Origin of the sequence: Streptomyces sp. 8L (assembly GCF_020176795.1) — a bacterium.
Lineage (GTDB): Bacteria > Actinomycetota > Actinomycetes > Streptomycetales > Streptomycetaceae > Streptomyces.
In genome coordinates this window covers 1-19,033 of record NZ_JAIUKE010000046.1, presented here as the reverse complement: position 1 = coordinate 19,033, position 19,033 = coordinate 1, and the positions used below count along the sequence as shown (strand labels likewise).

The 19,033-nt window shown below is 72.3% G+C and carries 15 protein-coding genes; 6 read left to right on the top strand and 9 right to left on the bottom strand.

Translation table 11 applies throughout. The features are described from left to right. The first annotated feature begins 344 nt into the window (after positions 1 to 344). From pta to pyk, 3 genes are all read left to right on the top strand, one after another. Positions 345 to 2,432 (top strand): phosphate acetyltransferase, encoded by a 2,088-nt coding sequence (pta, locus tag LCE31_RS06175; protein ID WP_225012955.1) that lies wholly within the window; start codon positions 345 to 347, stop codon positions 2,430 to 2,432. Further along, positions 2,429 to 3,658, top strand: a complete 1,230-nt coding sequence (locus LCE31_RS06170) for an acetate kinase (protein WP_225012954.1) — start codon at positions 2,429 to 2,431, stop codon at positions 3,656 to 3,658. The genes pta and LCE31_RS06170 overlap by 4 nt, the downstream gene beginning before the upstream one ends. 90 nt (positions 3,659 to 3,748) lie before the next feature. Continuing rightward, positions 3,749 to 5,176 (top strand): pyruvate kinase, encoded by a 1,428-nt coding sequence (gene pyk, locus LCE31_RS06165; RefSeq protein WP_225012953.1) that lies wholly within the window; start codon positions 3,749 to 3,751, stop codon positions 5,174 to 5,176. A 228-nt stretch (positions 5,177 to 5,404) separates the two neighbouring features. Here the strand turns inward: pyk and LCE31_RS06160 are convergent, their stop codons facing one another. Next, positions 5,405 to 6,853, bottom strand: a complete 1,449-nt coding sequence (locus LCE31_RS06160) for an aromatic amino acid ammonia-lyase (RefSeq protein ID WP_225012952.1) — start codon at positions 6,851 to 6,853, stop codon at positions 5,405 to 5,407. 120 nt (positions 6,854 to 6,973) lie between these two features. Between LCE31_RS06160 and LCE31_RS06155 the strand changes: the two genes are divergently transcribed. After that, on the top strand, positions 6,974 to 8,338 hold the full coding sequence (locus LCE31_RS06155; RefSeq protein WP_225012951.1) for an MFS transporter: 1,365 nt from the start codon (positions 6,974 to 6,976) through the stop codon (positions 8,336 to 8,338). Between the two features lie 33 nt (positions 8,339 to 8,371). Here LCE31_RS06155 and LCE31_RS06150 read toward each other — a convergent pair whose 3' ends face one another. Then, positions 8,372 to 9,637, bottom strand: coding sequence for an MFS transporter (locus LCE31_RS06150; RefSeq protein WP_225012950.1), 1,266 nt, complete (start codon positions 9,635 to 9,637; stop codon positions 8,372 to 8,374). Positions 9,638 to 9,763: 126 nt separating this feature from the next. Between LCE31_RS06150 and LCE31_RS06145 the strand changes: the two genes are divergently transcribed. Beyond that, the gene (locus tag LCE31_RS06145; protein ID WP_225012949.1) at positions 9,764 to 10,777 is read left to right on the top strand and encodes a GlxA family transcriptional regulator; all 1,014 of its coding nucleotides are present in this window, start codon (positions 9,764 to 9,766) and stop codon (positions 10,775 to 10,777) included. Between the two features lie 108 nt (positions 10,778 to 10,885). On the opposite strand, the gene LCE31_RS06140 is transcribed toward LCE31_RS06145, so the two are convergent. The 4 genes from LCE31_RS06140 to LCE31_RS06125 all read right to left on the bottom strand — a co-directional run bounded on the left by LCE31_RS06140 (position 10,886) and on the right by LCE31_RS06125 (position 15,627). Further along, positions 10,886 to 12,331: a hypothetical protein gene (locus tag LCE31_RS06140; RefSeq protein ID WP_225012948.1), complete on the bottom strand. Its 1,446-nt coding sequence runs from the start codon at positions 12,329 to 12,331 to the stop codon at positions 10,886 to 10,888. Further along, on the bottom strand, positions 12,321 to 12,908 hold the full coding sequence (locus LCE31_RS06135; protein ID WP_225012947.1) for a DUF6114 domain-containing protein: 588 nt from the start codon (positions 12,906 to 12,908) through the stop codon (positions 12,321 to 12,323). The genes LCE31_RS06140 and LCE31_RS06135 overlap by 11 nt, the downstream gene beginning before the upstream one ends. Positions 12,909 to 13,037: 129 nt before the next feature. Further along, positions 13,038 to 13,685, bottom strand: a complete 648-nt coding sequence (locus LCE31_RS06130) for a DUF6230 family protein (protein WP_225012946.1) — start codon at positions 13,683 to 13,685, stop codon at positions 13,038 to 13,040. Positions 13,686 to 14,652: 967 nt separating this feature from the next. After that, positions 14,653 to 15,627 (bottom strand): tetratricopeptide repeat protein, encoded by a 975-nt coding sequence (locus LCE31_RS06125; RefSeq protein WP_225012945.1) that lies wholly within the window; start codon positions 15,625 to 15,627, stop codon positions 14,653 to 14,655. 248 nt (positions 15,628 to 15,875) lie between these two features. Between LCE31_RS06125 and LCE31_RS06120 the strand changes: the two genes are divergently transcribed. Continuing rightward, positions 15,876 to 16,541, top strand: coding sequence for a TetR/AcrR family transcriptional regulator (locus LCE31_RS06120; protein ID WP_225012944.1), 666 nt, complete (start codon positions 15,876 to 15,878; stop codon positions 16,539 to 16,541). Positions 16,542 to 16,689: 148 nt separating this feature from the next. Here the strand turns inward: LCE31_RS06120 and LCE31_RS06115 are convergent, their stop codons facing one another. The 3 genes from LCE31_RS06115 to LCE31_RS06105 are packed head-to-tail and all read right to left on the bottom strand — an operon-like array spanning position 16,690 to position 18,873. Continuing rightward, complete coding sequence (locus tag LCE31_RS06115; RefSeq protein ID WP_225012943.1) at positions 16,690 to 17,559, bottom strand: ABC transporter permease; 870 nt, start codon at positions 17,557 to 17,559, stop codon at positions 16,690 to 16,692. Further along, a complete protein-coding gene (locus LCE31_RS06110; protein ID WP_225012942.1) occupies positions 17,519 to 18,385 on the bottom strand; it encodes an ATP-binding cassette domain-containing protein in 867 nt (288 codons plus the stop codon). The genes LCE31_RS06115 and LCE31_RS06110 overlap by 41 nt, the downstream gene beginning before the upstream one ends. Further along, positions 18,382 to 18,873: a MarR family transcriptional regulator gene (locus LCE31_RS06105; RefSeq protein ID WP_225012941.1), complete on the bottom strand. Its 492-nt coding sequence runs from the start codon at positions 18,871 to 18,873 to the stop codon at positions 18,382 to 18,384. The genes LCE31_RS06110 and LCE31_RS06105 overlap by 4 nt, the downstream gene beginning before the upstream one ends. Positions 18,874 to 19,033 lie beyond the last annotated feature (160 nt).

The window sequence follows — 19,033 nt, the reverse complement described above, 5'->3', positions numbered from 1 at the left end:
CGGCCACGGGTGCCCCTGCGCCCCGTGCGTGCCGGGCACGGCGGCCGTGGCGGGGGCCGCCGTGCCGCCCTCTCCTGCCCCCGGGCCGGGCCCCCCCCGCCCGGGGGGCGGGGGGGGGCGGGGGCCGGGGGGGCCCCCCCCCCCCCCCCGAGGCGCCACCGCGAGGCGTCCACGGCGAAACCCCGGGGGCCCCAACGGCCACACCGCCATTGCCCCTACCGCTGCCCCCGCTCCGAGGGCTCCACGCCCCTGCCCGGAGGGCTCTACGCAGGAGGCCGGGTTACTGTCAAGAGGGCATACGGCCCGGTACCGAGAGGGCCGGCCCCGGGACGAGGGGAGCACGGGTGACGCGCGGGGTGTACGTGACCGGGATCGACCGCGGTGACGGGCGGCAGGTGGTCGAGCTCGGGGTCATGGAGCTGCTGACCCGCCAGGTGGACCGGGTGGGGGTGTTCCGGCCGCTGGTGCACGACCGCCCCGACCGGATGTTCGAGCTGCTGCGGTCGCGCTACCGGCTCTCCCAGAACCCGGACACCGTCTACGGCATGGACTACGAGGCCGCCTCCGCGCTCCAGGCGGAGCGGGGCAGGGACGAGCTGGTGTCCCAGCTGGTGGACGGGTTCCACCGGGTGGGCCGGGACTACGACGTGGTGCTGGTCCTCGGCACCGACTTCGCGGACACGCAGCTGCCCGACGAGCTGTCCCTCAACGCGCGCCTGGCCAACGAGTTCGGCGCGTCCGTGATCACCGTGGTGGGCGGGAAGGGCCAGGGCGCCGAGTCGGTGCGGGCCGAGGGGCGCAACGCGTTCCGGGCCTACGAGGCGCTCGGCTGCGACGTGATGACCGTCGTGGTCAACCGGGTCGCGGGCGAGGACCGGGAGGCGATCGAGGAGGGTCTTCGCGCGCAGCTGCCGGCGCCCTGCTACGTGCTCCCCGACCACGCGGCGCTGGCGGCGCCGACCGTCGCGCAGGTCACGGAGGCGCTCGGCGCCGCCGTGCTGCTGGGCGACGACGCGGGGCTCGCGCGCGACGCGCTCGGTTTCGTCTTCGGGGGCGCGATGCTGCCGAACCTGCTGGGCGCCCTGACCCCAGGCTGTGTGGTGATCACCCCGGGCGACCGCGCGGACATCGTGGTGGGCGCGCTGGCCGCGCACTCGGCGAGTACGCCCCCGATCGCGGGGCTCGTCCTCACGCTGGACGAGCGGCCCGACGAGTCGATCCTGCGGCTCGCGGAGCGGCTCGCGCCCGGCACCCCCGTGGTCTCGGTCGCCGAGGGGTCCTTCCCCACGGCCTCGCGGCTGTTCGCGCTGGAGGGCAAGCTGAACGCGGCGACGCCGCGGAAGGCGGAGACGGCGCTCGGCCTGTTCGAGCGGCATGTGGACACGGCCGACCTGGTGCAGCGGCTGTCGGTGGAGCGGGGCGCGCGGGTCACCCCGATGATGTTCGAGCACGACCTGCTGGAGCAGGCGCGCGCGGTGCGCCGCCGGGTGGTGCTGCCGGAGGGCGCGGAGGAGCGGGTGCAGCGCGCCGCCGACGTACTGCTGCGGCGGGACGTGTGCGACCTGACGCTGCTCGGCGACCCGGACGCCATCCGCAAGAAGGCGGCGGACCTCGGTGTGGACCTCGGGGCCGCGCGGCTGGTCGACCCGGACACGTCGGACCTGCGCAAGCGGTTCGCGGAGCGGTACGCGGAGCTGCGGGCGCACCGGGGCATGACGGTGGAGCTGGCGTACGACGTCGTGGCGGACGTGAACTACTTCGGCACGCTGATGGTGGAGGCGGGCCTCGCGGACGGCATGGTGTCGGGCTCCGTGCACTCCACGGCGGCGACCGTCCGGCCGGCCTTCGAGATCATCAAGACCCGGCCCGGCGCCTCGATCGTCTCGTCGGTGTTCTTCATGTGCCTGGCCGACCGGGTGCTCGTGTACGGGGACTGCGCGGTGAACCCGGACCCGGACGCGGCTCAGCTCGCGGACATCGCCGTGCAGGCGTCGGCGACCGCCGCGCGGTTCGGCGTCGACCCGCGGATCGCGATGCTGTCGTACTCGACGGGCACGTCCGGTACCGGCGCGGACGTCGACAAGGTGCGGGAGGCGACCCGGCTGGTCCGCGAGGCGCGCCCGGAGCTGCTCATCGAGGGGCCGATCCAGTACGACGCGGCCGTCGAGCCGAGCGTCGCGGCGACGAAGCTGCCGGGCTCGCGGGTGGCGGGCCGGGCGTCGGTGCTGATCTTCCCGGACCTCAACACGGGCAACAACACGTACAAGGCGGTGCAGCGTTCGGCGGGCGCGGTCGCCGTGGGGCCCGTCCTCCAGGGCCTGCGCAAGCCGGTGAACGACCTGTCGCGCGGGGCGACGGTGCAGGACATCGTCAACACCGTCGCGATCACCGCCATCCAGGCACAGGCAGCACAGGAGGAAGAAGCCGTATGAGCACCCCCGGCACCCCGGCTCGCGTTCTCGTCCTCAACTCCGGTTCCTCGTCGGTGAAGTACCAGCTCCTCGACATGGCCGGCGAGGAGAGGCTCGCGTCGGGGCTGGTGGAGCGGATCGGTGAGCGCTCCTCCCGCCTCGTGCACACGCCGCTCGCCGCGGGCGGGGAGCGGCGGGAGCGCACGGAGCGGATCGCCGACCACACCCGGGCGCTGCGCCTGCTCTCCGCGGAGCTGGACAAGGACGGGCTCGGCCTGGACTCCCCCGAGCTCGCCGCTGTCGGGCACCGGGTGGTGCACGGCGGCCCGCGCTTCACCGGTCCTACGCTGGTCGACGACGGTGTGCTGGCGCAGATCGAGGAGCTCGTACCGCTCGCGCCGCTGCACCAGCCGGCCAACGTGACGGGAATCCGTACAGCGCGCGAGATGCGGCCCGACCTGCCGCAGGTGGCGGTGTTCGACACGGCCTTCCACGCGACGATGCCGGAGCACGCGTACCGGTACGCGATCGACACGGCGACCGCGGACGCGCACCTGGTGCGGCGCTACGGCTTCCACGGCACGTCGCACGCGTATGTCTCGCGCCGCGCGGCCGAGCTGCTGGGCAGGGCGCCCGAGGACACCAATGTGATCGTCCTGCACCTGGGCAACGGCGCGTCGGCCTCGGCGGTGGCGGGCGGCCGGTGCGTGGACACGTCGATGGGGCTGACGCCGCTCGAAGGGCTCGTGATGGGGACGCGCTCCGGTGACATCGATCCCGCCGTGGTCTTCCATCTGGCGCGGGTCGCGGGAATGTCGGTGGACGGGATCGATGAACTTCTGAACAAAAGAAGCGGGCTCTCCGGTCTCTGCGGGGACAACGACATGCGCGAGATCCGGCGGCGCATCGACGAGGGCGACCGGGCCGCGGAACTCGCGTTCGCGATCTACGCGCACCGGCTGAGGAAATACATCGGCGCCTACGCGGCGGTGCTCGGCCGGGTGGACGCGGTGGTGTTCACGGCGGGGGTGGGTGAGAACGCGGCGGAGGTGCGGGAAGCTGCCGTCGCAGGTCTCGAAGGGTTCGGTCTCGCGGTGGACGCCGCGCGCAACGCGGTGCGCTCCGACGAGCCGCGGCTCGTCTCGCCGGACGGGTCGCGGGTCGCGGTCGCCGTGGTGCCGACCGACGAGGAGCTGGAGATCGCGCGGCAGACGTTCGCGCTCGCCACTCGCGAAGACGGTCAGTAAAAAAGGACACGCCTGAGCGGGGTACCGCCCATTTGTATTTTTCACCAGCCGGAATATTCCGCCTGGAAACAAACCGATAGGATCAGCCTCATGCGCCGTTCCAAAATCGTCTGCACACTGGGCCCTGCCGTTGATTCCTACGAGCAGCTGAAGGCTCTCATCGAGGCCGGCATGTCCGTGGCCCGCCTGAACATGAGCCACGGAAGCCACGAGGAGCACCGGGGCCGTTACGACCGCGTCCGTCAGGCGGCGGCCGACACCGGCCGCGCTGTGGGCGTGATGGTCGACCTCCAGGGCCCCAAGATCCGCCTGGAGACCTTCGCCGAGGGCCCCGTCGAGCTGGTGCGCGGTGACGAGTTCACCATCACCACCGACGACGTGCCGGGTGACAAGTCCATCTGCGGCACCACGTACAAGGGCCTGCCGGGCGACGTCGCCAAGGGCGACCCGATCCTGATCAACGACGGCAACGTCGAGCTGCGGGTCGTCGGGGTCTCCGGGTCCCGCGTCACGACCATGGTCGTCGAGGGCGGTGTCATCTCCGACCACAAGGGGATCAACCTGCCGGGTGCCGCGGTCAACGTGCCCGCGCTGTCCGAGAAGGACATCGAGGACCTGCGCTTCGGCCTGCGGATGGGCTGCGACATGATCGCGCTGTCCTTCGTCAGGGACGCGCAGGACATCGTGGACGTCCACAAGATCATGGACGAGGAGGGGCGCCGGGTCCCCGTCATCGCCAAGGTCGAGAAGCCGCAGGCGGTGGCGAACATGGAGGCTGTGGTCGCCGCGTTCGACAGTGTGATGGTGGCCCGCGGCGACCTCGCCGTCGAGTACCCGCTCGAAAAGGTCCCGATGGTGCAGAAGCAGCTCATCGAGCTGTGCCGCAGGAACGCCAAGCCGGTGATCGTGGCGACCCAGATGATGGAGTCGATGATCACCAACTCCCGCCCGACGCGCGCCGAGGCGTCCGACGTGGCCAACGCGATCCTGGACGGCGCGGACGCGGTCATGCTGTCGGCCGAGTCGTCGGTCGGCGCGTTCCCGGTCGAGACGGTCAAGACGATGTCGAAGATCGTCGCCGCGGCCGACAAGGAGCTGCTCTCCAAGGGCCTGGAGCCGCTGGTCGAGGGCCGCAAGCCGCGTACGCAGGGCGGCTCGGTGGCCCGCGCGGCCTGCGAGATCGCGGACTTCCTCGACGGCAGGGCGCTCGTCGCCTTCACGCAGTCGGGCGACACCGCTCGCCGCCTGTCCCGCTATCGCGCCTGCCAGCCGATCCTCGCCTTCACCACGGACGAGTCCACGCGCAACCAGCTCGCGCTGAGCTGGGGCGTCGAGTCCTTCGTCGTGCCGTGGGTGGGCACCACCGACGAGATGGTCGACCTGGTCGACGTGGAACTCTCCAAGCTCCAGCGCTTCAGCGACGGCGACGCCATGGTCATCACGGCGGGCTCGCCCCCCGGGGTCCCCGGCACCACCAACATGGTCCGGGTCCACCACCTCGGCGGCGCGCAGAGCTGACCGCCCGGCGCCCTACGCGCACACCACACGTGTGCACCGCACAGCACCGCACCGCACTGACGGGCCGTGTCCCGCCGCGTACCCACCGGGTGGGCGACGGGACACGGCCCGTCGGCGTACGGACAGGCCCGCGCGACAACCGGGCCCGGGCCGGCGCGCGGGCCCGGGCCCCCGCACTGACGCCCCGGCCCGGCGCCGGCGCTCCGGCCCCCGCACCGGCGTCCCGGCTCAGAGGTCCGCGAGGAACGGCACGATGTTCTCGGCCGCCGCTATCTCCGCCGTCAGCGGATGGTCCTCGCGCACCAGCGGCAGCGCCTGCCGCGCCCTGCGCAGCGCCTCGGCCACCGGCGTGTCCGGCAGCTCCACCGCCCGCAGGGACAGCGCCCGCACCACGCCGACCAGCTCGCAGGCGAGCACCGTGCGGTACGCGCTGACCGCCTCAGCTGTGCTGTGCGCGGCCTGCGAGGCGAAGCTCGCGTGGTCCTCGAGGCCCCGGGAGATGATCGCGGTGCCGAGCGTGACGGGCGAGGCCGCGTGCCGCAGCCTGCTGAGCGCGTCGTGCGACACGTACTCCAGGATCATGATTCCGGAACTGCCCGCCGGGCCGTCGGCGAGGAAGGGCGGGAGGCCGGTCAGGTCCGGTTCCACCAGGTCGCTGAGGCGGGCGCTGGAGAGCTCCGCGACATGGTGCAGCGCCGCGCGGAGCCGGTCGAGGCCGAGCGCGAGGTGCGAGGTGGCGAAGTGGCCGTGGTGGTAGACGCGGCCGCTCTCGGCGTCGATGAACGGGTTCTCCGCCGCCGCGTTGATGTCGATCTCCAGAATCCCCCGCAGGGCGTCCGCCGCCTCCAGCGCGGGGCCCTGCACCTGGGGGAAGGCACGCAGGCCGAACGGGTCCTGGAGCCGCGCGCCGTCCTCGGGTTCCGCCTCGCCCCACAGCAGCCGCCGCATCTCGGCCGCGCAGTGCACGGAGCCGGGGTGCGGGCGCTGGGCGTGCACGCGGGTCGCGAACGCCTCGGGTGATCCGTTCATCGCCACGTAGGAGAGCGCGGCGACGACATGGCTCGCGCGCAGCAGCCGGCTCAGGTCGGACCAGGCGAGCACGGAGGTGGCGAGCGTGGCGGCGTTGCTGGAGATGAACGCCAGCGCGTCGCCGGGGCTGATCGGCACCGGATCGAGCGATCCGCTGCCCCACGGCCGCTCGCCCGCGAGGGTCAGCGCGATCTCTGCGAGCGCGCCGAGGTCGCCGGTGCCTATGGAGCCGCGGGAGTGGGGCGCGGGAACGGCGCCGGTGCGCAGCGCGTCGGCGAGTGCTTCGAGGAGCCGCGGATGGACGCCGCTGCCGCCGGCGGCCAGCTGATTGAGGCGGATGACCAGCGTGGCCCGTACGGTGTCCTCCGGGGCACGCGGTCCCGAGGTGCCCGCGTGGCTGCGCAGAAGGCGCAGCCCGTGCTGGTCGACGGCCTCGGGGTCGACGACCTCGTGGCGGTTGGCGCCGACGCCGGTGGTCCGCCCGTAGACGGCCCGCTTCGTCTCGCTGTCTCGTGCCACCTGGTACGCCTGGAACGCGCGGTCCAGCGCTTTCCCGTCGAGGCTCACCGGCGCGTCGCGCCGGGCGACGCCGACGACGTCGTCGCAGCGCAGTCCGCGTCCGTCGACGCGGATGGGGCTGGAGCCCATCCCGTTCACCTCCTTGACAACTATTCATTCATGAATGAGGCTCCATGAAACTTGTTATTCAGGACCTTGGCAAGAGGGTGGGCCGGACGGTCTCACCCGCGGATGGGACCAAGTGGAACGATGCCTGACCACGACCTGACGACGCAGGCCACGGAGCCGACCCGGGTTCCCTTCGACGATGCTCCCCTCAACAGATTTCACCTGAAGATCACCGCTCTGACCTTCGGAGCGAACTTCTCCGACGGCTACCAGCTCGGCGTCATCGGGATCGCGCTGACCCTGATCACCCCGCAGATGCACCTCGGCTCCGTGTGGGAGGGCCTGCTCGGCGCCTCGGCGCTCATCGGCATCTTCGTCGGCAGTATCGCTCTCGGCTGGCTCGCCGACCGCATCGGCCGCCAGCAGCTGTACATGCTGAACTTCCTGCTGATCACGCTGGCCTCGATCGCCCAGTTCTGGGTGCAGGGCCCGGGCCTGCTGTTCGGCCTGCGCGTCCTGATCGGCATCGGCATCGGCGCCGACTACGCGATCGGCCCGACGCTCGTCGCGGAGTTCTGTCCGCGCCGCAGCCGCGGTTTCCTGCTCGCGTCGCTGACCGCCATGTGGACGATCGGCTACATCTGCTCGTACTTCTTCGGCAACTGGCTCGTGGGGTACGGCGGTGACAGCTGGCGGTGGCTGCTGGCCAGCAGCGCGCTGCCGGCGCTCGTGGTGCTGCTGCTGCGGATCGGCACGCCGGAGTCGCCGCGCTGGCTGGTCAGCAAGGGCCGGCTGGACGAGGCACGGGCCGTCGTGGCGAAGTACATCGGAGGGAACGTCGACTTCGAGTCGATCGTGACACCGGTGCGGGAGGGCGTCGCCCGGGAGAGCGAGCAGAGCGCCCGGGACGCCGCCGCGTACCGGAAGCTCTTCAGCGCGGACCAGTGGCGCAAGACCGCCTTCGGCATCCTCTACTACAACTGTCAGGTCATCCCGTACTTCGCGATCTACACCTTTCTGCCCGTCGTCATGGCGAAGTTCCACCTCAAGGAGGGCTTCCTCGGCGACGGGCTGCTCAATGTCTTCCTGCTGCTCGGCAGCATCGCGGGCCTCTGGTTCGTCGCGCGCTTCTCCCGCCGCGGCTTCGTGATCGGGTCGTTCATCGTGATGGCACTGGCGCTCGGCCCGCTGGGCGTGTGGCCGGGCGGACCCTCGATCGTGCTGTTCGTGCTGTTCCTGGTCTTCACGTTCACCATGTCCGCGTCGTCCAACCTGGACCAGGTCTACCCGCCGGAGCTGTTCTCGACGGCGCTGCGCAGCTCGGGCGTCGGCCTGCTGAACGGTGTGAGCAGGATCGGTTCGGCCGCCGGCACGTTCCTGCTCCCGATGAGCATCGACCATCTGGGCTTCTCGTTCTCGATGACGGCGCTCGCCGGGTTCCTCGTCCTCGGTGCGCTGGTCTCCTTCGTCTGGGCTCCCGAGACCTCGGACGTCGTCCTGGAGTGACGCCGCCGGGACCCCGGCTCCCCCGCCAGGACCTCAGGCCTCCTGGGGCGCGCCGGGAGCGGGTGCCGCCGAGAGGTCGAGCGCCTCGGCCGCGACCCCCTTGTATTTCTGGTACCGCCGCTGCCACAGGAGCAGCGGTACGGCCACCACGAGCACCAGCACGCTCGACATCCGCCACCCCAGGGTGTCGAACGCCGTCGCCGACAGCAGCGACGCCACGACCGAGGCGGCGCCGGTGGCGCCCTCCGCGACCGCCTGGAGGCGGGAGCCCCGGCCGGTCGGGTAACTGCGCACCAGGAATGTCGTACCGGCGAGGTACGTGAAGTTCCAGCCGACGCCGGCGCAGACCATCGCCGCCATCATGGCCGCGGCGCTGTCGCCCGTCGCGCCCGCGGCCCCGCCGAGCAGCGTGATCACGATGCCCGTGACGGCGGTGTGCCACGGCCCGATGCGGCGCATCAGCTCGCCGCTCACCAGCGCCGGCGCGAACATGCCGACCAGATGCCACTGGATCAGTGCCGCGCCCATCTCCGAGGAGTGGTGCGCGTGCGCGTTGGCGAGCGGGCCTATCGCCATGACGAGAGTCATCAGCGCGCCGGCCAGCGGCAGCAGGACGAGCGCCGCCACGAGGTTGGGGTTGCCCCGGCTCGCCGCGAAGGTGGCGGGTCCGGTCCGGGCGGCGCCCTCCGCCGCGCCCGCCGGAGGTACGGCGCGGGGCTCGCGCGACACCGTGAGGGCCAGCGGGATCACGGCCAGGCCGAGCACCGCGACAAGGGCGTACGAGCCGGTGAACTCGACGGGCAGCGCCCGGGAGGCGGCGAGCGCGGCGAACGGGCCGAGGAACGCCGCGATCAGGCCGCCGTACATGACGATCGACAGCGAGCGCTCCTTGCGGCCCTCGGGCGCGAGGTCCGCGGCGAGGTAGCGGATGTAGCCGCCGGTGGACCGGTAGGCGCCGAGCAGCGACGTGGCGACGCACAGCAGCCAGAACCGGTCCGTGTACACGGCGGCCATCGCCAGCAGGCCGCCGGCCACGGCGCAGCCGCCGCCCATCGCCATCACCGCCCGGTAGCCGTAGCGGGCGGTCAGCAGCCCGGCCGCCACGGAGGCGAGCAGGCCGAAGCCGGTGATCAGGGTGAGCGGGAGGGTCGCGAGGACCGGGGTGGGGGCGAGGCGGAGCCCGGCGAGCGAGGTGAGGGTGAGGTCGACGCTGACCGCACCGTAGTAGATCGTCTGCGACGCGACGAGCCGGGTCAGGTCGGCGGCTGCGCGCAGGGATGTGCGGGAGCGCGGGGGCATACGGCGGCTCTCCTCGGCCGGGGGGCTTGACGGAAACCACCCTCGCCGAGCCCGGCCCCCGCTCGCGAGTGGCTGGAATGCCAGCATTCGACAGCATCCGGCCAGGCGTGCCGGTAGCATCGCGCCATGACCGCCGTACCGGGGCCGCAGCCGCGCTCAGCCACCGTCGCCGTACCGCCCGCAGCGGCGGACACCGCGCCGCCGCACCGCGTCGCCGTGCTGCTGCTCGACCCCGTGCTGCCGCTGGACGCGGGGATTCCGCTCCAGGTGTTCGGGCGCTACAGCCTGCCGCAGTACACGGTCACGACCGCGTCGCGGGGCGGCAGGCCCGTCCGCGCGGTGGGCGGCCTGACGCTCACCCCCGACCACGGCCTCGGCGCGCTCGCCCGCGCCGACACCGTGCTGGTGCCCGGCTACGCGCGCCACGACGAACCGCTCGACGCGGAGGTGCTCGACGCGCTGCGTGCCGCGCACGCGCGGGGCGCGCGCATGGTCTCGATCTGCACCGGCGCCTTCGCGCTCGCCCAGGCCGGCGTGCTCGACGGCCTGCGGGCCACGACGCACTGGCGGAGCTGCGCGGCCCTCGCCGAGCGGTACCCGCTGGTGAGCGTCGACCCCGACGTGCTGTACGTGGACGAGGGCAGCGTGCTCACCTCGGCGGGTGTGGCGGCGGGCATCGACCTGTGCCTGCACCTCCTGCGCCGCGACCACGGCTCGGCCCTCGCCAACACCGTCGCCCGCCGGATCGTCGCCGCGCCCCGGCGCGAGGGCGAGCAGCGGCAGTTCATCGAGTACGGGGACGCGCCGTCCGGCGAGGACGCGCTGTCGGCGACCCGCGCCTGGATGCTGTCGCAGCTGTGCGAACCGCTGACGGTGGCGCGGATGGCCGCGCACGCCCGGCTGTCGGAACGCGGCTTCACCCGTCACTTCACGGCGCAGACGGGGCTGTCGCCGCTGCGCTGGCTGCACGCCCAACGCGTCGAGTACGCCAAGCAGTTGCTGGAGTCGACGGACCTGTCCGTGGAGGAGGTGGCGGCGCGCTCCGGGCTCGGCTCCCCCGCCAACTTCCGCACGCACTTCAAGCGGGCCACGCACGTGGCGCCGCTCGCCTACCGGAGGTCGTTCTGCGCGGGGGCGTGAGGGCTCCGGCAGCTACGAGGCCGGCCCGTACGCGCGGGTGGCCCGCACCCCGGGCGGGCGCGGGCCACCTGCGTATCGCGAACGGGACGGACCAGTCGGACCGGCCCGTCAGCCTATGGTGTTGTGCAGGCCCTTCATCGACAGCGTGCCGCCGAACTGCCCCGCCTGGTCGACCTTGGCGTTCGTGAAGAACACCTTGTCGATCTGGATGGGCGGCGGGAAGTCCGGGCTGAAGGTGATCGGCAGCAGGCCGAACATGTTGCCCGACAGCTTCTCCGTGTACATCGTCACGGGGCCGTCGATGGTCGACTTGCTGCCGGGCGCGGTCTCGATCTGCGTGTGCGTCACGACGTTGCCGTGCGCGTCCTTGTTGTCCACCGTCTGGTGCAGGTCGGTGATGTCGATCGAGTCCGCAGTGAACTTCATGACCCGCTTGGTCCCGGCCTGCGTCTTGATGTCGACGAGCCCCCGGTAGCAGAGCCCGTTGAGGCCCAGGTTGCTGCTGGTGAGGTGCCAGGGGTCGTTGGCCATGGGCGGCGCGTCGGCGTCCTCGGTGGGGGGCTTGAGGATCGGGAGCAGGTTGTCGCAGGGCCCGTCGTCGCACGAACCGCCGTCGGCCTTGGTCTCGGACTGCTTGGAAGACGTCTGGATGTCGCTGAAGGGGATGCCCTTCTTCGCCAGCAGCGCCTTGATGGCGTCCGTCTTGGTCTGCGCGGTCCCGGCCTTGGCCTTGGACAGGCCCCCGACCTTGCCCTTGACGTCCTTGGACCCGTCCTTCGACGTGGCGCCGTCCTTGCTCTTGGCGCCGCTCCCGCCGCTCTTCGCGCCGTCGTCCTTCGACGTGTCCGACGAGGAACCGCCGAGGAGCGAGCCGACGGACGCGCCCTTCGACGGCGAATCCGACGCCGTGGACCCGGACTTCGACGTGGAGCCGGAACCCGTGGTGGCACTCGGCGACGGTGTGTCGGAAGGCGACGGCGAGGAGGACGAGGACGAGCCGCCGCCGAGCAGTCCGCCGACCACGGAACCGAGTCCGCCGAGCAGCCCGCCGCCGCTCCCGCTGTCGCCTCCGCCACCGCTGCCCGCGGGTGCGGACGACTGGGACGGGTCGGGCGTCTGCGACGCGGAAGACGTCGGCGAGGGCGTCTTGGACGGCGTCGGGTCCGCGGAACCGCCGCCGGTCTTCGTACCGCCGTCGCTCTTGCCGCCGGCCGCGCCGGAACTCGCGCTCGGGTCCGGCTTCGCGGACGTGGAGGCGGAGGGCGAAGGCGACTCCGAAGCGCCGGCCTCGTCGGAACGGCTCACGCACGGGTTCGTGCCGGCGTTGCCGCTGCCCTCGTCGGCGAGCGCGAGACGCGGCGTGAGGCCCATGCCGACGAACACCGCCGTCGGCATGGCCGCGAGCATCATCGCCTTGCCGGCCGGCACGTGGAACTTCGTCAGGAGGGACTTGCGGGGCGCCGCGTGACGCGCCGCGTGCCGGGGACCCGCGGCTCTCCTGAACTCCTCGGCCGCCGCCGTTCCGGCCGGCGACCCGGTCTCGTCATCCCGCACTGTGCCTCCCGCCCTTCGCCCTGGACGTGCCCGTCTGCGTCGCGCTGCTCCCGTCCGCCTCCGGCTCCGGCCGGGAGCCGAGGAACAGGTAGCCGGGAGGCTCTTCCGCGGCGGCCCTGGACTCGGGCCGCGCGGGTTCCTCCGCGGCCGGAGCCTGCTCGGCGGCCCTGCCCGGGGCCCAGGACACCGACAGGCAGCCGCCGATGAGAGCGAGGAGGAAGCCGACGATGAACCCGCCCAGATTGGCGACGGGGATGGAGACCAGGGCGAGCAGGATGGCCGCGATGCCCGCGAACACCCGCACGATGGAGTGGAACCACATCGTCATGCCGAGCGTGAAGAGCAGGACACCGATGATGAGCGAGCCGGCGCCCGCCGTCGTCGCCAGGGCGAGGGTGAGATTGCCGACGTGCAGGTGTGCGTACGGGAAGTAGGCGATCGGCAGTCCGCTGAGGAGCGTGAACAGCCCCGCCCAGAAAGGCCGCTTGCCGCGCCAGGCGCGGAACCTCAGCCTCCAGTACCTGAACCCGCCGTCGCGCTCCGGGGTCACAAAGGTGTCCGCGGTCTCGGCGCTCATGGAAAACAGCTCCCTGGAACCGGCATTGCCGTGACGGCATGCCATGAGATGGAGGGGTGGCGGACGAGGCGCGCGGTCCGCGCGGAACATCGGTCCCGCGCTCCGCCCGCCTCGTCCACCGGCGGATGCCTAGTAGCACCCCTTGTCGCCCGCGGCCAGAGCCATGTGCAGCCCGCTGAGATTGAACGTGCCGGCCGTGGTGGCCCAGGCACGCTGCTGCACACCCGTCAGGACCGCCCGGTCCGCGTCCTGGGCGAACGAACCGCCGTCGACCTTGCCCTTGTCGCCCGGCGCGATGCCCGCGTGGGCACCGTCAGCGGTCGTCCCCGCGGCCTGGCCGATGTTGATGTTCGAGAACGTCGCGTTGGTGCTGTCCAGGTCGTCAAGGTCGATGTACAGGTTCTTGGCCTGTACATCCGTGCCCTTGTCGCCGGCGGTCAGCGTCATGGTGACGTCGCCGAACCCCGGGACGGGCGTGACCACCGACTGGCACAGGGCCGTGATCTTCGCCTGCTTGAACCCGTTGACGGCGACCGGGTGGCTGGCCTTCTTGCCGTCCTTGCCCTCCACGCCGTAGTCGACAGCCGCGTACTGCGTGAAGCCCGTGCCGTCGAGCTTCTGTGCCTTGACCTTGAAGTCCTGCCCCGACACGCTGAAGGACGCGGCGAGCGCCCCCTGCGACAGGGCGACACCGATCACGGCCGTGGCGGCCACGCTCGGCACCATGACCACAGCGAAGCGCTTCCATCTGGTCCCACCACGTACTGGGGACTCCATGTATTTCCTCCTTCTCGGACGTACATCCCAATACGGACGTGGGGACCGCCATGGGATGGGGAGAAGTGCTACGTCCTCGGAAGGAGAGCGCCCGCCGTGCCGTGCGCGAGCCGCGCCCGATCCACCGGTCGATCACCCCCGAGCGACAACCACTGGCCACGCTGTCGCGCAACCTACGGACAGGTCCCGCCTGTTGGGCGAGTACCCCCCTGTCCTGGGAATCGGCGTCCACGGGTCCGCCGACCCGCTCGGTGGGGACCCAAGAGCCCCGGGGACACGACTGGTCGCCGCGCCGGTGCGGTTTTGGACCGAGCGTCGATGATGCTGGTCCATTCGCGGCCACGGCACAAGGGGTCTCGTTACCAGCCAGTAACGGACCGATAACCGGTCGGCGACCGAGCGGAACCAAGCGGCCACACTCGGTGTTTCCACCCGCAGGAACGACTGGCGGGAATCAGGGTCAAAAACGGACAGACGGGAATGCCGGATTTACTGCGAGTAACAGCGGCTGTATAGGTCAAGTTTCAGTAAAGAACAGCCGCTGCCGTCGCCATGTCGTCAAATCCGCACCAGCAAAGCGGAGGTGGGCCCTCCGGCGGCACCGAATCGGCACACCCGCCACACGAGTCCGTCAGGGACGCTCTCGCCACATGCGTCACGAGCGCCACAGGCACCACACCTCAGGCACCACAGTCGTAAACATCGCCGCCGCAGACAGCCCGGTCCTGAACCGACGGCATCGGCAAGGACCTGGAGAAGCCCCCACCAGCAGGCCCACAACCCCGGGCCCGGGCGGGCTCCGACAGGCCCGGAACAGCGAGCTCAGCACAGCCGGGCCACCACCGCGCGACCGCGGCAGCCGTACCGGAACGGCCGCGCCGGCTCAGCGACCGCCCGACCGCGACAGCCGCGCCGGATCAGCGGGACCGGAACAGCCGCCCGGGATCAGCGGGTTCTGTACGCGGGGTCAGAACAGCACCCGCGCGAGCGCGGCGCGCGAGGCGGCGACCCTCGGGTCGTCCGTACCGATGACCTCGAAGAGTTCGAGGAGCCGCAGCCGGGCCTTCTGCCGGTCGTCGCCCGCTGTGCGGCGCACCGTCTCGACCAGGCGCGCGAACGCGTCCTCCACATGACCGCCGGCCAGGTCCAGGTCGGCGACGGCCAGTTGCGCGTCGACGTCCCCCGGCTTGTCCGCAGCGTCCTGCCGTACCCGCTGGGGGTCGAGCGCGCCCACCCGGTTCAGCAGTTCGGCCTGGGCGAGGCCGAGCTTGGCCTCGGTGTTCGCCGGGTCGTCGGACAGCACGTTGCGGTACGCCTGGACGGCGCCCGCGAAGTCGCCCGCGTCGAGCGCCTGGACGGCCGACTCCAGCAGCGTGTCGTACGGGCCGGGGGGCGCGGCGCGCTCCTCGTCCGGCTCCGGCGCCGCGGCGTCGGCGTCCACGGCAATCCCGGTGAGCCCGAACCGCTCCTCGCCGACCTGGATGAGCTGGTCGAGCGTCTGACGGATCTGGTCCTCGGGGGCCGCGCCCTGGAAGAGGGGCAGCGCCTGTCCCGCGACCACCGCGAAGACGGCGGGAATCCCCTGGATGCCGAACTGCTGCATCAGGTTCTGGTTGGCCTCGACGTCGATCTTCGCCAGCACGAAACGGCCGTTGTACTCGCGCGCCAGGCGTTCGAGGACGGGGCTGAGCTGCTTGCACGGCTCGCACCACTCGGCCCAGAAGTCGATGACGACGGGCGCCTCGGCCGAGCGCTGGAGGACATCCCGCTCGAAGCCCGCCTCATCGACGTCGATCACCAGGTCGGACGGGGGCACGGCGGCGGTCCCGCCGTTGCGGGCGGCCTCGGCACGGGCCTGCTCCGCCTTCGTCTTGGCCTCTCCGGCCGCCTTCACCGCGGCGAGGTCGACGACACCGCTCATGGACATGTTCCTAGGCTGCATGAGTACATCCTCCCCCTTCCGCGCGCGGCTGTGAAACTTCCCCGGTTCGCCCCGGGGCCGCGTGCGGAGCGCCCCCACGGCGCTCCACCCGCCCTGCTGTGGCGCCCGGTCCCCACCGCGCGCCGGATGGCTGTCGCTCGGACCCTCGAAGAGGTCTTTCGCTACGACTCGTAGCGTAACTGTCTTCGCCGGAGCGCGGGGCGGATCACCACATGACCTGCCTCACAGAGGGCCGGTAGGGTCGACGCATGTCTACCCGTACCGGCCCCGAAGGTATGCACGCGGGACGCACCGGCCGTCCCCGCAGCCCCGCGGCCGACGCGGCCATCCTGGCGGCGACCCGGCAGGCGCTCGTCGAGGTCGGCTGGTCGAAGCTGACGATGGGGGACGTGGCCGCCCGCGCGGGCGTCGCCAAGACCACGCTCTACCGGCGCTGGCCGGGCCGGAACGAACTGGTCGTGGACGCGGTCGCCGTCCTCTTCGACGAACTCGAACTGCCCGACCTGGGCAGCCTGTCGGCGGACGTCGAGTCGGTCGTCCGGCAGTTCGGCGCGCTGCTCGACCGGCCGGAGGCGAAGACGGCGCTGATGGCCGTCGTCGCCGAGGCCACGCGCGACGACGCGCTGCGGCGGCGCATCCGGACGGCGATCGTGGACCGGCAGAAACGGCTCGTGGTCGCGGGCCGGCGGCGTGCCGAGGAGCGCGGCGAGCTCCCGCCGCCGCCCGACCCGGACGCGGCGGCGCGCGACACGGACCTGATCTTCGACGTGGTGGCGGGCGCGGTGGTGCACCGCACCCTGGTCAGTGCGGAGCCGGTGGACCACGACTGGGCCCACCGGCTCGCCCAGCTGGTCCTCACGGGCCTGACGGCCCAGCGGACCCCGGCCCGGGGTGCCGCGGGGTCCGGCGGCTGACGCTCGGCCGGGCGCGCTCCCCGCTCGGCCGGGCGCACTCCCCTGTTCCAGACGCTGTTCGCCCGGGTGCCGCCGCGACCGGGCGCACTCCCCCGTTCCAGACGCTGTTCGCCCGGGTGCCGCCGCGACGGCGCGCACCCGTCGGCCGCTATCTCGCCAGCCGCGCCAGCAGGGACGACGCCGCGGTGATGCCGGCCGCCGCAGCGACGGCCAGGACGCCGTAGTCGAGGGCCAGATGGGACGGCGTGCCGAGCAGCAGTCCTCTCAGCGCGTCCACCTGGTAGCTGAGCGGGTTGATCCTGCTGATGACCTGGAGCCAGCCCGGCATGATCGACAGCGGGTACAGGGCACTCGACCCGAAGAACAGCGGCATCGTGATGGCCTGGCCGATGCCCATCAGGCGGTCGCGGGTCAGCACGATCCCCGCGACGGTCATCGACAGGCACGAGAAGAACGCCGAGCCGAGGATCACCGCGACCGCGACGCCGAGCAGCTTCGCCGGGTTCCAGGTCAGGGCCACGCCGAGGACGGCCGCGATGAGGATCACCACGATCGCCTGGATCAGCGCCTTCACCCCGGCCGCGAAGGCCTTGCCGGTGATCAGCGCCGCCCGCGGGGTCGGCGTCACGAGCAGCTTCGTGAGGATGCCCGCGTCCCGCTCCCAGATGATCTGGATGCCGTAGAAGATCGCGATGAACATCGCGGACTGCGCCATGATGCCCGGCGCGAGGTAGTCGAGATAGGGGACGTGGCCGGTCGGGATCGCGTGGATACGGGTGAAGGTCTCGCCGAAGATCAGCAGCCACAGCGCGGGCTGGATGGCGCGCGTGTAGATCTCGGTGCGGTCGTGCCGGAGCTTCTGGAGCTCGACCGCGCACATGGCGAGCACCCTGGCGGGTACCACCCGCCATCCGGTGCGCGCGCGGGGCGGGGTCACCAGCAGGTCGAGGCCGGCGACGGCGGTGGCCGCCGTCCCGTCAGCCGACCCGGGACGCGGTGCGGCGGGTGCTCCGGACACTGCGGTAGTCACCTCCCTGCTCGTCGAGCCCGGCGCCCGCGACGTCCCTGAAGACGTCTTCGAGGGTCGGGCGGGGGTCCTGCCCCGGCCGCGGCGAGGCCGCGAGGAGGCGCTCGCGCAGTGCGGCGCGGAGCTCCCCGGGCGTGCCGAGGGCGCGGATACGGCCGCGGTGCATCAGCGCGACCCGGTCGCAGTACTGGTCGGCCTCGTCCATGTAGTGGGTGGTGACGAGGACGGTCATGCCGGTGGCGTGCCGTACGGCGTCGATGTGCTCCCACACGCTGGTCCTCGCGATGGGGTCGAGCCCGATGGTCGGCTCGTCCAGCATCAGCAGCCGGGGCGCGCTGACGAGCGCCTGCGCGAGCTCCAGCCGCCTGATCATGCCGCCGGAGTACGTCTTGGCCATCCGGTCGGCGGCGTCGGTGAGGTCGACGGCGGCGAGCGCCTGGGCGACCCGCTCCGCGCGTTCCGCGCGCGACACGTCGAAGACGCGGGCGAACAGCGACACGTTCTCCCGCCCGGTCAGCGCGGCGTCCGCGGACAGCTGCTGGGGCACGTAGCCGAGCAGGCGGCGCACCCCCATCCGGTCGCGCGCGGCGTCCCGTCCGAAGACTCTGACCCTGCCTTGCGGTACGGGCAGCAGGGTGGTGACGCAGCGGATCGCGGTGGTCTTGCCCGCGCCGTTCGGCCCGAGCAGCCCGAAGACCTCGCCCGCGGCGACCGAGAGGTCGATGTCGTCGACGGCCCGCAGGTCGCCGAACGTATAGGTGAGGCCGGTGAGTTCGACCGCGGGCTCGTCGGTCGTCCCGGCCGTCGGATCGGTCATGTCCCCTCCACGTCGGTCCGCAGGTTCTCGGCGAGCCTGCGCAGAGCCGGAAGGGCCGCGGCGAGCGCCGCCCTGTCCTGCTCGCTCAGGCGCGCCAGCTGCTCGTGCATCAGCGCGCTGCGCCGGGCGTCCCGCTCCCGGATGCGCGTCCGGGCCTCCGGGGTCGCGTACAGCAGGGCGGAGCGCCGGTCGGCCGGGTCCGACGCGCGGACCAGGTATCCGTCCTGGCTGAGCTTGCCCGCGAGGGTGGAGACGGAGTTGCCCGCGAGGTAGAGCTCCCTGGCCGCTTCGGAGACGCGGATGCCCGGTCGGGCGGCGGCGAGCCGCAGCAGGTCGGCGGCGGCGCCGCGCAGCGGTGGGCCGGTCTGGCCCCGCCGCAGCCTGCGGCGGATCAGCCGCTGGATGCCGGCCAGCACGCCGGTGAGCGGATCGTGGAGTTCCGCCGCTTCCGCACCGTCGGCCGCACTGTCTGCCGTGCTGTCCTCCATACCGCCGATTTTAGATCGTGAGGGGAGCTAACTTCCAGGCCGCGAACGGCACGACGGCGTCATGGAACGGCAAAGGACGGGAGGGGGGCCCCCCCCGGCCCCCCCGCGGGCCCCCCCCCCCCCGCCCGGGCCCCGGGGGGGGGGGGGCGGGCCCCCCCGC

What these genes read in the sequence shown, in the direction of transcription:
- LCE31_RS06130 (WP_225012946.1), bottom strand. Translation starts at nt 13,685, where the DNA reads ATGGAGTCCCCAGTACGTGGTGGGACCAGATGGAAGCGCTTCGCTGTG.
- LCE31_RS06105 (WP_225012941.1), bottom strand. Translation starts at nt 18,873, where the DNA reads ATGGAGGACAGCACGGCAGACAGTGCGGCCGACGGTGCGGAAGCGGCG.
- LCE31_RS06110 (WP_225012942.1), bottom strand. Translation starts at nt 18,385, where the DNA reads ATGACCGATCCGACGGCCGGGACGACCGACGAGCCCGCGGTCGAACTC.
- LCE31_RS06155 (WP_225012951.1), top strand. Translation starts at nt 6,974, where the DNA reads ATGCCTGACCACGACCTGACGACGCAGGCCACGGAGCCGACCCGGGTT.
- LCE31_RS06150 (WP_225012950.1), bottom strand. Translation starts at nt 9,637, where the DNA reads ATGCCCCCGCGCTCCCGCACATCCCTGCGCGCAGCCGCCGACCTGACC.
- LCE31_RS06170 (WP_225012954.1), top strand. Translation starts at nt 2,429, where the DNA reads ATGAGCACCCCCGGCACCCCGGCTCGCGTTCTCGTCCTCAACTCCGGT.
- LCE31_RS06145 (WP_225012949.1), top strand. Translation starts at nt 9,764, where the DNA reads ATGACCGCCGTACCGGGGCCGCAGCCGCGCTCAGCCACCGTCGCCGTA.
- LCE31_RS06125 (WP_225012945.1), bottom strand. Translation starts at nt 15,627, where the DNA reads ATGCAGCCTAGGAACATGTCCATGAGCGGTGTCGTCGACCTCGCCGCG.
- LCE31_RS06120 (WP_225012944.1), top strand. Translation starts at nt 15,876, where the DNA reads ATGTCTACCCGTACCGGCCCCGAAGGTATGCACGCGGGACGCACCGGC.
- LCE31_RS06160 (WP_225012952.1), bottom strand. Translation starts at nt 6,853, where the DNA reads ATGGGCTCCAGCCCCATCCGCGTCGACGGACGCGGACTGCGCTGCGAC.
- LCE31_RS06135 (WP_225012947.1), bottom strand. Translation starts at nt 12,908, where the DNA reads ATGAGCGCCGAGACCGCGGACACCTTTGTGACCCCGGAGCGCGACGGC.
- pyk (WP_225012953.1), top strand. Translation starts at nt 3,749, where the DNA reads ATGCGCCGTTCCAAAATCGTCTGCACACTGGGCCCTGCCGTTGATTCC.